Here is a 12,006-nt window from a genome sequence, read left to right as displayed (position 1 = left end):
TATAGAGATGGACAAGATCTATGATGTGATCGTTCTGGGTGCCGGCCCCGCCGGCCTGGCCGCCGGGCTCTACGCCGGGCGCAGCCGTCTGAGCACCCTGATCATCGAGAAGGGCAAGGATGGCGGCCAGATCGCCATCACCGATGAGATCGAGAACTACCCCGGCCAGATCGTAGAGGGCGAGAGCGGCCCCAGCCTGATCGCCCGCATGACGGAGCAGGCCAAGAAGTTCGGCGCCGAGCGCGCCAACGACACCATCCTCAGCGTGGAGCTGGACGGGGACGTGAAGGTCCTCAAGAGCGCTAAGGCCGAGTACCGGGCCAAGGCAGTCATCGTGGCCACCGGCGCGTTCCCCAAGCCCATCGGCTGTGAGAACGAGGCCAAGTTCATCGGCAAGGGCATCTCCTTCTGCGCCACCTGCGACGCGGCTTTCTTCGAGGACTTCGAGGTCTTCGTGGTGGGCGGCGGCGACTCCGCTGTGGAAGAGGCCATGTACCTGACCAAGTTCGCCCGGAAAGTGACCATCATCCACCGTCGCGATGAGCTCCGGGCCGCTAAGAGCATCCAGGAGAAGGCGTTCGCCAACCCCAAGCTCCACTTCATGTGGGACACTGTGGTCCAGTCCGTGGACGGCGATGAGCTCCTCAGCAAGATGACCGTGAAGAACGTCAAGACCGGTGAGCTCACCACCATCGAGGCGGACCCCGACGACGGCCTGTTCGGTGTGTTCGGCTTCATCGGCTACAACCCCAACTCCAAGCTCTTCGACGGGATCCTGGATCTGGAGCACGGCTATATCAAGACCGATGAGAACATGCACACCAACATCCCCGGCGTGTTCGCCGCCGGCGACATCCGGGTGAAGAGCCTGCGCCAGGTGGTCACTGCCGCCGCGGACGGCGCTATCGCCGCTATGCAGGCGGAGAAGTTCATCAACGCGTGATCGTTATCTGATATCTATAAAAACAGCGCCCGGCGCGTTTCGCCGCGGCGCGCATCGAAAGGGGTATATCGAAATGCTGGAACTGACGAAAGAGACCTTTGAAGAGGAAGTGCTCAAGGCCCCCGGCAAGATCCTGGTGGACTTCTATGGGGACGGCTGCGTGCCCTGTCAGGCTCTGATGCCTCACGTCCACGCGCTGGCCGACCAGTACGGCGACAAGATCAAGTTCTGCGCCCTCAATACCACCAAGGCCCGCCGGCTGGCCATCTCTCAGAAGGTCCTGGGTCTGCCCGTGATCGCCATCTATGAGAATGGCGCTCAGATCGCCTCCTGCGTGAAGGAGGAGGCCACTCCTGAGGCCGTCAAGGCCATGGTCGAGGCCAACCTCTAACTCTGCTGTAGTCTGGGCATCCGCCCTCGCTATAAATCTATGAAGGAAAGGAGAGAAACACCATGGGAATGCTGGAAGGCAAGAAGGCCATCATCATCGGTGACCGCGACGGTATCCCCGGTCCCGCCATCGCCGAGTGCGTGAAGACTGCCGGTGCTGAGGTCGTGTTCAGCTCCACCGAGTGCTTTGTGTGAACCAGCGCTGGTGCAATGGATCTGGAGAATCAGAAGCGGGTCAAGGACTTCGCCGAGGAGTATGGCCCGGAGAACGTGATCGTTATCCTGGGCGCTTCTGAAGCGGAGGCCTCCGGTCTGGCGGCTGAGACCGTCACCGCAGGCGACCCCACTTTCGCCGGTCCGTTGACTGGAGTCTCGTTGGGACTCAAGGTTTATCATGTGTGCGAGCCCGAGATCAAGGATGAAGTTGATCCCGCCGTATACGATGAGCAGGTCAGCATGATGGAAATGGTCCTGGACGTGGATGAGATCATCAGTGAGATGACCTCTATCCGCGAGCAGTACTGCAAGTATTGATCTGTGACACAAGAGTGGTGGCAGGGCGCGGCGCGTTCCTGTCACCACTTTTGCTTTTTTCCGCACAGTACCCCGCGCTCCGGCCCGAAAAGACGGACAGAGCGCTCCTATATACACGGCGCGGCCCCGGAGATGGGGACGGCGCCCTATTTTGGAAAGGCGGTCATCCACATGAACAGTGTTGTCAAGGGGACTGGTTATATCCTGGTCCACACTCCCGACATGGTCATCCACAACGGCACCACCCAGACCACCGAGCGGGTGGTCAATCCCGACAGCGAATATCTGAAGGCCCTGCCCAGCCATCTGCGCAGCTTCGAGGACGTGCTGGCCTACTGGCCCAACCAGACCTATATCGGCAACGTGACTCCCGCGCAGCTGGCCGAGCAGGGCACCTCCTGGGTGGATCTGAAGTGCCCCATCACCGACCGCCACGGCAAGTACGGCGAGATCATGCCTCAGGCCGAGTTCCTGCTTCTGATGCAGATCTGTGACTGCTTCGACGTGGTCAAGCTGGAGGCCGCTTTCGTGGCCGAGCACAAGGCCGCCATTGCCGAGCATCCTCTCTTTGACGCCGAGATGGTCGGCCGTCTCGTTGACGGTGTGGAGCTCTCCGAGATCGAGCACCTGGTGAATGAAGAGCACGCTGAGGGGCTCTATCACAACAACAAGCTCGTCGGCTGCGTCAAGCGCGCCCACGACATCGACGTGAACCTCTCCGCCCACGTGATGCACGAGAACCTGGTCTCCAAGGCCTCCAGCGTGCTGGCTCTGCTGCACGCCGTGAAGAACGCCGGCATCGACAAGTCCGAGGTGGAATACGTCATCGACTGCTGCGAGGAGGCCTGCGGCGACATGAACCAGCGCGGCGGCGGCAACTTCGCCAAGGCGGCCGCTGAGATCGCCGGGCTGCCCAATGCCACCGGTTCCGATACCCGCGGCTTCTGCGCCGGTCCCGCCCACGCCATCGTGGAGGCCGCCTCTCTCGTGAAGGCCGGCACCTACAAGACCGTCATCGTCACCGCCGGCGGCTGCACCGCCAAGCTGGGCATGAACGGTAAGGACCATGTGAAGAAGGGCCTGCCCATCCTGGAGGATATGCTGGGCGGCTTTGCCGTGGTCATCAGCCAGAACAACGGCGTGGATCCCGAGATCGACCTGTCCATCCTGGGCCGCCACACCGTGGGCACCGGTTCCGCCCCTCAGGCCGTGATCGGTTCCCTGGTGGCCGATCCTCTGGCCCGCGCCGGTCTGAAGATCACCGATATCGACAAGTTCTCCCCCGAGATGCAGAACCCCGACATCACCAAGCCCGCCGGCGCCGGCGACGTGCCCCTGGCCAACTACAAGATGATCGCGGCCATGGCCGTCAAGAACGGCGACCTGGAGAAGAAGGCCATGCCCGAGTTCCTGACCAAGCACGGTCTGGTGGGCTGGGCGCCCACGCAGGGCCACATCCCCTCCGGCGTGCCCTTCATCGGCCCCGCCCGGGACCAGATGCTGGCCGGTGAGCTGGAGACCGCGATGATCATCGGCAAGGGCTCCCTGTTCCTGGGCCGCATGACCAACCTCTTCGACGGCGTGTCCTTCGTCATCCGCAAGAACAGCGGAGAGACCGAGGAGGGCGGCGTCTCCACCGAGAAGGTGAAGAAGCTGATCGCCGAGTCCTTCCGTCAGTTCGCCGCCACCCTGGCCGCGGATGGTGAGTAAGGGAGGGAGCGACATGGCTGACAAGACCAAAAAGCTGATCGCCGACACCTTCCTGGCCATCGCCGAGGGTCTGGAGACCGGAAGCTTCGCACCCCGTCCCAAGATCGCCGTCACCGCCATGGGCAGTGAGCATGGGGAAGAGACCGTCATGGAGGGCGCCGTCAAGGCCGCCCGGGCGGGCGCGGATGTGTATTTCATCGGCACCCTGACCCATCCCGAGGTCACCACCGTGACCGTGGCCGACGAGGACGCCGCCCACAAGAAGATGGAGGAGCTGCTGGAGACCGGCGCCGTGGACGGCGCGGTGACGATGCACTATCCGTTCCCCATCGGCGTGTCCACTGTGGGCCGCTCCGTCACCCCCGGCAAGGGCCATGAGATGTATCTGGCCAACACCACCGGCACCTCCTCCACCGACCGGATCGAAGGCATGGTGAAGAACGCCATCTATGGCATCATCGCCGCAAAAGCCTGCGGCGTGGCCGATCCCACTGTGGGCATCCTGAACGTGGACGGCGCCCGCCAGACCGAGGGCATCCTCAAGACCCTGAAGGAGAACGGCTATCCCATCACCTTCGCCGAGTCCGCCCGGGCCGACGGCGGCTGTGTCATGCGTGGCAACGACGTGCTCATGGGCTCTGCCGACGTGATGGTCATGGACTCCCTCACCGGCAACGTGCTGTCCAAGATGCTCTCCTCCGCCTGCACCGGCGGGAGCTACGAGGCCGTGGGCTGCGGCTATGGCCCCGGCATCGGCAAGGGCTATGACCGTCTGGTCATGATCATCTCCCGGGCCTCCGGCGCGCCCGTCATCGCGGGCGCCATCGGCTATGCCGCCCAGTTGGTCCGGGGCAAGGTGTTCGAGGTGGCGGCCGCTGAGTTCGCCGCCGCCGAGAAGGCTGGCCTGGATAAGCTCCTGGCCGACCGGAAGGCCGCCGCGGCCAAGTCTGCCGCCCCCTCCGAGGAGGTCTCCGCGCCGCCCAAGGAGGTCGTCACGGCCCAGATCCCCGGCATCGAGGTCATGGATCTGGAGGACGCTGTGAAGGCCCTCTGGAAAGAGAAGATCTACGCCGAGGACGGCATGGGCTGTACCGGCCCCATCGTCCGGGTGTCCGAGGCCAACAAGGCTAAGGCCCTGGAGATCCTCAAGGCCGCCGGCTTCGTGTCCTGAAGCGAGTCCTGTTTTCTGGATAGACTGGAATGAGAAGAGCCCCTCCCCCGCAGATGCCGGGGGAGGGGCTCTTTCTGCCGTTTGGATAGGCAGCCGTTTACAGCAGTTCCTTGTACATGGCGGCGGCGTCGGCCTTGCCCACGTGTTCGGCCACGGCCAGGACCTGTACCTTCACGGAGCGCTCGCCGAAGCGGAGCTCCAGCACATCGCCCTCCTTCACGTCGTAGGAGGCCTTCACTGGCCGGCCGTTGGCAGTGACCCGCTGGTTGTCGCAGGCCTCGTTGGCCACGGTGCGCCGCTTGATCAGGCGGGAGACCTTCAGCCATTTGTCCAGTCGCATCCCGGACACCTCCTTCCTGCTTTGAGATCGGAGATGGAAAAGGCCCCGGACGCTCCGGTCCGGGGCCTTTTCATATCGCGGTCACTTGGAGACCGCGTCCTTCAGAGCCTTGCCGGGCTTGAACATGGGCAGCTTGGAGGCGGGGATCTCGATGGGCTCCTTGGTCTTGGGGTTACGGCCAGTGCGGGCGGCGCGGTCCTTCACCTCGAAGGAGCCGAAGCCCACGAGCTGGATCTTGTCACCATCGGCCAGAGCGGCGGTGATGGTCTCCAGAGCGGCGTTCAGAGCGGTCTCAGTATCCTTCTTGGACAGGCCGGCCTTCTCAGCGGCGGCGGCAACGAGTTCAGTCTTGTTCATGATGTTTTCCTCCTGTACATTTGGGGCGTGACGCCCGGTATATCCTAAAAGCGGCTTCCCGCTCCGTGCCTTGAGCACGGCTCTCCCCCAGTGGAAGTCGATCCGCTTTTATGCGTGTTTGGCCCGCTCCCAGAGCTGGTCCAGCTCTGCCGGGGACATCTCCTTCATGGAGCGGCCCTCAGCGTCGGCCTGGGCCTCGACCTTGCGGAAGCGGTCGATGAATTTGTCGGTGGCTTTGGTGAGGGCCTCCTCCGGGTCCACCTGGACGAAGCGGGAGACGTTGACGGCGGAGAAGAGCAGATCGCCCAGTTCCTCCTCGATGTTGGAGCCCTCGGCGATGGCGCTTTTGAGTTCGGAGAGCTCCTCGGTGAGCTTGTCCAGCGCGCCGGAAACTTCGGACCAGTCGAACCCGGCCTTTTGGGCCTTTTTCTGGACTTTCTCCGCCCGCCACAGGGCAGGCAGGCTCCGGGCCACAGCGGTGAGGGCGTCGGTGTCGCTCTTCTGGCCCTTCTCCTTCCGCTTGAGGTCCTCCCAGTTAGAGAGGACCTCGCCGGTGCCGGAGACATGGACGTCACCGAACACATGGGGATGACGGTAGATCAGCTTTTTGCATACCCCGTCGGCCACGCGGTCCAGATCGGACCGGCCGGCATCCTGCTCGATCCCAGCGTGGAACACCACCTGAAGGAGCACGTCCCCCAGCTCTTCCTGGAGATGGTCTGGGTCGCCCTCGTCGATGGCCTCTACAGCTTCGTAGGATTCCTCCAGCAGGTTGCGGCGGAGGGATCCGTGGGTCTGCTCCGCGTCCCAGGGACATCCGCCCGGGGCGCGGAGGATCCGGACGATCTCCTCCAGATCCTTGACGCCGTAATGGTCCTTATACTCAAAATTTATCATATCTCGTTCCTCTATGCAAGCGGTAAAGCGGATCTTTCAGCGGATATGCAGGATCTTGGCGATCTTTGCGCCCTTGGGCATGAGCTCCAGGTCCTCCTTGGAGATGACCCGCAGGGCCAGGACCAGGATGGCATAGACGATCACGCCCACGCCGATGCTGGCGGCGGTGGCCATGGCGTTGCCCAGGAAGCTGAGCGTTCCGCCGCCGCAGAGGATCCGGGAGGCGGTCTGATAGACGGCCCACACGGCGCCGCCCATGACCACAGAGGCGATGAGGGGCTTGCAGAAAGCCTTCAGATAGCTGGGGGCGCTGGGCACCCGGGCCTTGATGATAGACAGGTTCAGCACCGCCGCGATGGCGAAGCAGCACAGGGTGCCCACGGGGGCGCCGTAGACCATGATATCGGGGTCCCCCACCAGGGTGTAATTGACGATGATCTTCACTACGCCGCCGATGATGACGGTCAGGATCGGCAGGTTCACGATGCCGTTGGCCTGAAGGATCGAGGTGGCGATCAGCTGAAGGCACACGAAGATGGAGGCCAGGCCCAGGATGGACAGCAGGGGACCGGCGATGGTGTAGTCGGTGTTGCCGCCGGTGAGCAGGCGGATGATCGGGCCGCCCAGCACGAAGAGGCCGATGCCGGCGGGCAGGGCGATCAGGGTGCTGAACCGGAGGGCGGACTCAGAGACCTTCCGGGCCTCCAGATCGTCCCGTCGGGCCCGGGCGGCGGACACCGCCGGGATGATGCTGGCCGTCAGAGGCACCATCAGGTTGAAGGGCAGGTTATAGATGCTCATACACTTCTGATAAGCGCCGTACAGGCCGCGGGCGGAGTCCAGCACGGGCACCACCTGCGGATCCGCGGCCGCGGCGGCGATGTTCTGCTGAAGGATCAGTGCGGCCTTGTTGCCGATGTCGAAGAGGCCCCGGGCCTGCTCCGTCACCACCACGCCGGAGTCCAAGATGCTCTGGAACACGTTCTGGAGCTGGCCGTTCACCAGATTGGTGTCGATCAGGGTGACGATGGCGCTGGTGGAGGAGCTGATCGTGATGGGGATGGCCAGCTTCAGGAGGCGGATCAGGATGGACTTGGCGCTGTCCGGCCGGTCGGTGAAGGGACCGGGCTGGAGCCGCTCCGCCCGCTTATGGTCGAAGAACAGGTAGACCACGGACAGGATGCTGCCCACAGACACGCCGGCGATGGCGCCCACGGCCATCATCCGGTCGCCGAAGTCGTCGGGCTTCAGAGCCAGAGAGCCGATGAACAGGGCCAGGCCCATGCCAATGACAAGCTTGGACACGTTCTCCATGATCTGGGACACGGCGGTGGGCATCATGTTCAGATGGCCCTGGGCGTAGCCCCGGAAGGCGGAACAGCAGCAGGTACAGAGCACCGCCGGGGACAGGGCCACCACGCACCAGACCGCCTTCTGGTTCTGGAGAGCATAGGTGGCCACCGGGAGGGCGAACACGGACATACAGATGAAGCTGAACACGCCCATGGTCAGGAAAGCCAGGAAGGCCACCCGGAACACCCGCCGGACCTGATTATAGCGGCCCAGAGCGTTGGCCTCCGAGACGGTCTTGGACAGGGCCACCGGGAGGCCCGCCGTGGAGATGGTGAGGAAGAAGGTATAGATATTGTAGGCGGCGCCGAAATCGCCGTAAGCCTCATCGGACAGGATGATGCCCAGAGGGATCTTGTAGATGGCGCCGATGATCTTGATGATGATGGTGCTCATCATCAGGACAGCGACGCCGCCGAAAAAGGTGTTTTTCTTTTGCTGACTGGACAACGCGGTCCCTCCTTATTTGCCGAACAGGAGCGGCAGGGCGTAGTCCTGGACCTCCCGTTTGACCCGGTCGATGTCGATGGTGAGGAACTCACCGTTTTGGTATATGACCTGGCCGCGGGCCATATTCATGATGACGTTGCTCCCGTGGGCCGCATAGACCAGGTGGGAGACCACATCGTGGCAGGGGGTCAGGTTGAGGGCGTGGAAGTCCACCAGGATCAGGTCGGCCTCATAGCCCGGCTGGATCCGTCCGGTCTGGCGGCCCAGGGCTTTGCCGCCGTCGGCCGTGGCCATGGCCAGCGCCTGCCCGGGCAGGAGGGCCAGCGGGTCGCAGTTGACGCCGTTCTGGAGGATCGCGGCGGTCTTCATCTCACCGAACAGGTCGGTGCAGTTGTTGGAGGACACGCCGTCGGTGCCCAGAGCCACATTGACGCCGGCCTTCTTCATGGCCGCCACCGGAGCGATGCCGGAGCCCAGCTTCAGATTGGAGATCGGATCATGGACGGCGGTGACGCCCTTTTCGGCCATGATGGCCCAGTCCTCGGGGGTGGTCCAGACGCAGTGGGCGGCGATGGCCCGGCAGTCCCACACGCCGTGCCGGTCCAGCACCTGGATGGGGGTCAGGCCGCCGTGGCGGGCCTTGCAGGCCTCATGCTCTGTGCGGGTCTCAGAGATATGGACGTGCATCCCCAGGCCCTTTTCTTTGGCGTAGTCCGCCATCCAGTCCCACAGGTCGGCCCGGGAGGTATACTCCCCGTGGATGGAGGCGTCCACCAGGATCCGGCCGTCATCGTAGCCGTGCCACTCCTCGGTGAGGGCCCGCTGGACGATGCACTCGCTGTACGTGTCCGGGTCGAACTCCGGGGCGAAGAGCACGCCGCCGCAGCTCAGGTTGGCGCTGATCCCGGCACGGGCCACCCGCTGGGCCACGACGCCGGTGCGCATATACATATCGGCGATGCAGGTGACGCCCGACGCGATCATCTCCGCCAGGCCCAGATCGGCACAGCAGGCCATGGCCCGGTCGTCCCATTTGGCCTCCACGGGGAAGATGAACTTCTCCAGCCAGTCCTGGAGGGCGTTGCCGTCGCCATAGCCCCGCATGGCCACCATGGGGACGTGGGTGTGGGCGTTGACGAACCCGGGCATGAGCACGTCGCCGCCGCCGTCGATCTCCAGGTCGAAGGGGCCATCGGGGCGCTCGGCGCCCACGGAGCGGATCTTGTGGCCCTCCACCAGTACATAGGCATCGGGAAGGACGGTGCCCGCCTCATCCATGAGGACGGCGCAGACGTGAAAGATGAGAGTCCGTTTCATAGGTCCCTCCCTCACAGCGTCCGGAGGCAGGCCAGCACCAGACGGGAGAACTTGTCCCGGCAGGCGGCGGCGGCGTCCAGCACCTCCTGCTCGCTGAGCGGCTGGTCCAGGATGCCGGCGGCCATGTTGGACAGCAGGGTGAAGCCCAGCACCTGCATCCCGCAGTGGCCGGCGGTGATGACCTCGGGAGCGGTGGACATGCCGACCGCGTCGGCCCCGGCGATCCGGGCGAAGCGCACCTCCGCGGGGGTCTCGTACTGAGGCCCGGGGAAGTACATATAGACGCCCTCCTTCAGGTCGATGTCCAGCTCATAGGCGGCCTTCCGGGCCACCTCGCGCAGAGCGGGGGTGTAGAGATGGGAGGAGTCGGGGAAGCGGGGGCCGAATTCCGACAGGTTCTCGCCCCGCAGGGGGGACTCCATGAAGATCTTGATCTGGTCGGTGATGAGCATCAGGTCGCCGGCCTGCCACTCAGTGTTCACACAGCCGGCGGCATTGGTGACCACCAGCGTGTCGCAGCCCAGGAGCCGCAGGACGCGGACAGCGTAGGAGACCTCTTCGTAGGAGTAGCCCTCATAGTGGTGCGTCCGGCCCTGCATGACGGCCACCGGCTTGCCCTCCAGGGTGCCGAAGACCAGCTGGCCCTTGTGGCCGGGGGCAGTGGAGGCCTTGAAGTGGGGGATGTCGGGATAGGGGACGACGATGGGATCCTTCACCACATCGCCCAGGAAGCCCAGGCCGGAGCCCAGGACCATCGCGACTCTGGGCTGGAAGCTGCCGATGCGGCCGCGGATATAGTCCGCGCTCTCCTGATACTGGGCAAAGGGATAGCTCATGGCGGATTCCTCCTTAAATGACGGATATTGGTCCAAAACGTGGGACGACACGGGACGCCGGACGGGGGCCCGTCCGGCGTCCGTTGGATATGGTCCGAAAGCGGCGGCTCAAAGGACTGCGCCGCAGTGCTTGCAGTAGCGGTCCTCGTGGGCGCAGACGGTGCCGCAGGCGGGGCACTTCTTCGCGTCCCGCAGGACGGCGGCCTGTTCCTTCAGGCCGCTGATGGCGGCATAGAGATGCTCCAGCTCCTCCGTGCGGGCATCCAGGAGCTCCTCCCGGCTCTCGCCGGTCTGGATGGCCTCATAGACAGCCTGGCCGATGTCCCGCAGGATGTTCTGGGTCTGACGCTCCAGCTCCGCGGTCTTGAGGCTGAGGCGGGCGGTACCGATGGCCTCACCGGATTTTTTCCCGGCATAGCGGACCGTGGCTCCGGCCACCGTGCCGATGGCAGAGGCGGCGGCTTTGGTACGGTCCAGGAATCCCTGCATACGGTCATCCATAGGAAGCGCTCCTTTCACAGTGAGATCGGGGAAACACGATCGCCCATCATTTTACACCGATCCCATGGAAAAAGCAATTGAGAAAAGCCGAGAGGCCTAGAAAACAGGGCGGTCCGGGCGCCGGGGGCCTTTCCGCCGGAGGCGGGGAGATGCTATAATGGGTGACAGGAAAGACGACTTGGAAAGGAGCGGGCCTCATGGGAGATGGAAAACGCGGCCGGACCGGCACACGGCGCACGACACTCAAGGTGCTGGGGATCCTGAAGGACAGCACGAGCCGGAGCGGCCCCATTTCGATCGCCAAGCTGGTGGAACGTCTGGAGACGGAGCACGGCATCCATACCAGCCGGGATTCCGTCAAGGACATCCTGAACGATCTGATAGACTACTACCCCGGGCCGGGCGAGATCCGTTGCAGTACGTCCCAAAAGGGACGCCTCTATCAGTATGACTATTATTACCAGCCGGAGCTGCCCGAGGAGCTTCAGGAGAACATCCGGACGATCGAACAGACCATCCGGAAGGATCGCGATCGGCGGAACAGGGAATACCGCCTCTCGTTCCGGTTCAGCGGCTATGGCTCGGACCATCAGCTCCACCCGACGGAGAGTCAGTTGACCCATATCCTGCCCGTGAGGATCATACGGGCCTATGGGCACTATTACCTGATCGGATCGTTCCCCGGGCGATGGGACGCGGCGCATTTCCGGATCGACCTGATGTCGCTCATCCGGGAGGAAGAGACGACCTGCTCGGCCTCGGACAGGGAAGCGCGTGAGTTCCACATCAATAGGATCAGGTCGGAGGACTATCTGCGTTCTCACCTTTATATGTCCTATGAGCGGGGAGAGACACCGCGGCACATCCGCCTGCTGGTCAAAAAGATCAGAGGGAAGCCGAACGCCAGCCTGACATTTTTGCAGGACACCTTCGGCGACGCCTGGCGGCCGGTGGGCGGCACGGAGACGGACGAGCAGCTGGTGGTCGAAGTCGAATGTCTGCCCTATGCCATCCAGTGTTTCGTCCGGCGCTATCTCGACCGCGTGCGTGTGCTGGAGCCGGAGGACATCGCTCGGGCGGTGGAGGAAGACCTGAAACGCGATCTCGAGGCGTATTTTGCGGATCGTTGACGGGAACTTTTTGAGATGCGGATAATTATCGTGCCTCTGCGTGGTATATCTATGATAGATGACAGAGAAAGGAAGCGGGA

At 63.6% G+C, this 12,006-nt stretch carries 13 protein-coding genes; 6 read left to right on the top strand and 7 right to left on the bottom strand.

Going from position 1 to position 12,006, the window contains the following annotated elements; genetic code table 11:
• Nucleotides 1–7: 7 nt before the first annotated feature.
• The 5 genes from trxB to grdD all read left to right on the top strand — a co-directional run bounded on the left by trxB (nt 8) and on the right by grdD (nt 4,748).
• A complete protein-coding gene (trxB, locus tag KQI12_RS10025) occupies nt 8–943 on the top strand; it encodes a thioredoxin-disulfide reductase (protein ID WP_216573010.1) in 936 nt (311 codons plus the stop codon).
• A gap of 73 nt (nt 944–1,016) precedes the next feature.
• Nucleotides 1,017–1,334: a co-chaperone YbbN gene (locus KQI12_RS10020; protein WP_216573008.1), complete on the top strand. Its 318-nt coding sequence runs from the start codon at nt 1,017–1,019 to the stop codon at nt 1,332–1,334.
• 62 nt (nt 1,335–1,396) lie between these two features.
• Nucleotides 1,397–1,867 carry a glycine/sarcosine/betaine reductase complex selenoprotein A gene (gene grdA / locus KQI12_RS10015; protein WP_216573006.1) on the top strand — a complete coding sequence of 157 codons (471 nt, stop codon included), beginning with the start codon at nt 1,397–1,399 and terminating at the stop codon, nt 1,865–1,867.
• Nucleotides 1,868–2,038: 171 nt separating this feature from the next.
• Nucleotides 2,039–3,577, top strand: a complete 1,539-nt coding sequence (grdC, locus tag KQI12_RS10010; RefSeq protein WP_216573004.1) for a glycine/sarcosine/betaine reductase complex component C subunit beta — start codon at nt 2,039–2,041, stop codon at nt 3,575–3,577.
• Between the two features lie 13 nt (nt 3,578–3,590).
• Complete coding sequence (grdD, locus tag KQI12_RS10005; RefSeq protein ID WP_216573002.1) at nt 3,591–4,748, top strand: glycine/sarcosine/betaine reductase complex component C subunit alpha; 1,158 nt, start codon at nt 3,591–3,593, stop codon at nt 4,746–4,748.
• A gap of 97 nt (nt 4,749–4,845) precedes the next feature.
• Here grdD and KQI12_RS10000 read toward each other — a convergent pair whose 3' ends face one another.
• The 7 genes from KQI12_RS10000 to KQI12_RS09970 all read right to left on the bottom strand — a co-directional run bounded on the left by KQI12_RS10000 (nt 4,846) and on the right by KQI12_RS09970 (nt 10,796).
• Nucleotides 4,846–5,088 (bottom strand): RNA-binding S4 domain-containing protein, encoded by a 243-nt coding sequence (locus KQI12_RS10000; protein WP_216573000.1) that lies wholly within the window; start codon nt 5,086–5,088, stop codon nt 4,846–4,848.
• An 81-nt stretch (nt 5,089–5,169) separates the two neighbouring features.
• Entirely contained in the window at nt 5,170–5,523 is a 354-nt protein-coding gene (locus KQI12_RS09995) for an HU family DNA-binding protein (RefSeq protein ID WP_371818012.1), read from the bottom strand.
• A 30-nt stretch (nt 5,524–5,553) separates the two neighbouring features.
• Entirely contained in the window at nt 5,554–6,342 is a 789-nt protein-coding gene (gene mazG / locus KQI12_RS09990; RefSeq protein ID WP_216572997.1) for a nucleoside triphosphate pyrophosphohydrolase, read from the bottom strand.
• 36 nt (nt 6,343–6,378) lie between these two features.
• Nucleotides 6,379–8,142 (bottom strand): polysaccharide biosynthesis protein, encoded by a 1,764-nt coding sequence (locus tag KQI12_RS09985; RefSeq protein ID WP_216572995.1) that lies wholly within the window; start codon nt 8,140–8,142, stop codon nt 6,379–6,381.
• A 12-nt stretch (nt 8,143–8,154) separates the two neighbouring features.
• A complete protein-coding gene (locus KQI12_RS09980; RefSeq protein ID WP_216572993.1) occupies nt 8,155–9,459 on the bottom strand; it encodes an amidohydrolase family protein in 1,305 nt (434 codons plus the stop codon).
• Between the two features lie 11 nt (nt 9,460–9,470).
• Nucleotides 9,471–10,295: a purine-nucleoside phosphorylase gene (locus KQI12_RS09975; RefSeq protein ID WP_216572991.1), complete on the bottom strand. Its 825-nt coding sequence runs from the start codon at nt 10,293–10,295 to the stop codon at nt 9,471–9,473.
• A gap of 108 nt (nt 10,296–10,403) precedes the next feature.
• Complete coding sequence (locus tag KQI12_RS09970; protein ID WP_216572989.1) at nt 10,404–10,796, bottom strand: zinc ribbon domain-containing protein; 393 nt, start codon at nt 10,794–10,796, stop codon at nt 10,404–10,406.
• Nucleotides 10,797–10,993: 197 nt separating this feature from the next.
• Here KQI12_RS09970 and KQI12_RS09965 point away from each other — a divergent pair, with 197 nt between their 5' ends.
• Entirely contained in the window at nt 10,994–11,926 is a 933-nt protein-coding gene (locus KQI12_RS09965) for a WYL domain-containing protein (RefSeq protein WP_216572987.1), read from the top strand.
• The last annotated feature ends 80 nt before the right edge of the window (nt 11,927–12,006 follow it).

This window comes from Pseudoflavonifractor sp. MSJ-37 (assembly GCF_018917965.1).
In the GTDB taxonomy this organism is placed as follows: Bacteria; Bacillota; Clostridia; order Oscillospirales; family Oscillospiraceae; genus Pseudoflavonifractor_A.
This window is presented reverse-complemented; position numbering and strand designations above follow the sequence as displayed.

Excerpts from the sequence above, each read along its gene's own strand:
- trxB (WP_216573010.1), top strand. The coding sequence starts at position 8 with ATGGACAAGATCTATGATGTGATCGTTCTGGGTGCCGGCCCCGCCGGC.
- KQI12_RS10020 (WP_216573008.1), top strand. The coding sequence starts at position 1,017 with ATGCTGGAACTGACGAAAGAGACCTTTGAAGAGGAAGTGCTCAAGGCC.
- grdC (WP_216573004.1), top strand. The coding sequence starts at position 2,039 with ATGAACAGTGTTGTCAAGGGGACTGGTTATATCCTGGTCCACACTCCC.
- grdD (WP_216573002.1), top strand. The coding sequence starts at position 3,591 with ATGGCTGACAAGACCAAAAAGCTGATCGCCGACACCTTCCTGGCCATC.
- KQI12_RS10000 (WP_216573000.1), bottom strand. The coding sequence starts at position 5,088 with ATGCGACTGGACAAATGGCTGAAGGTCTCCCGCCTGATCAAGCGGCGC.
- mazG (WP_216572997.1), bottom strand. The coding sequence starts at position 6,342 with ATGATAAATTTTGAGTATAAGGACCATTACGGCGTCAAGGATCTGGAG.
- KQI12_RS09980 (WP_216572993.1), bottom strand. The coding sequence starts at position 9,459 with ATGAAACGGACTCTCATCTTTCACGTCTGCGCCGTCCTCATGGATGAG.
- KQI12_RS09975 (WP_216572991.1), bottom strand. The coding sequence starts at position 10,295 with ATGAGCTATCCCTTTGCCCAGTATCAGGAGAGCGCGGACTATATCCGC.
- KQI12_RS09970 (WP_216572989.1), bottom strand. The coding sequence starts at position 10,796 with ATGGATGACCGTATGCAGGGATTCCTGGACCGTACCAAAGCCGCCGCC.
- KQI12_RS09965 (WP_216572987.1), top strand. The coding sequence starts at position 10,994 with ATGGGAGATGGAAAACGCGGCCGGACCGGCACACGGCGCACGACACTC.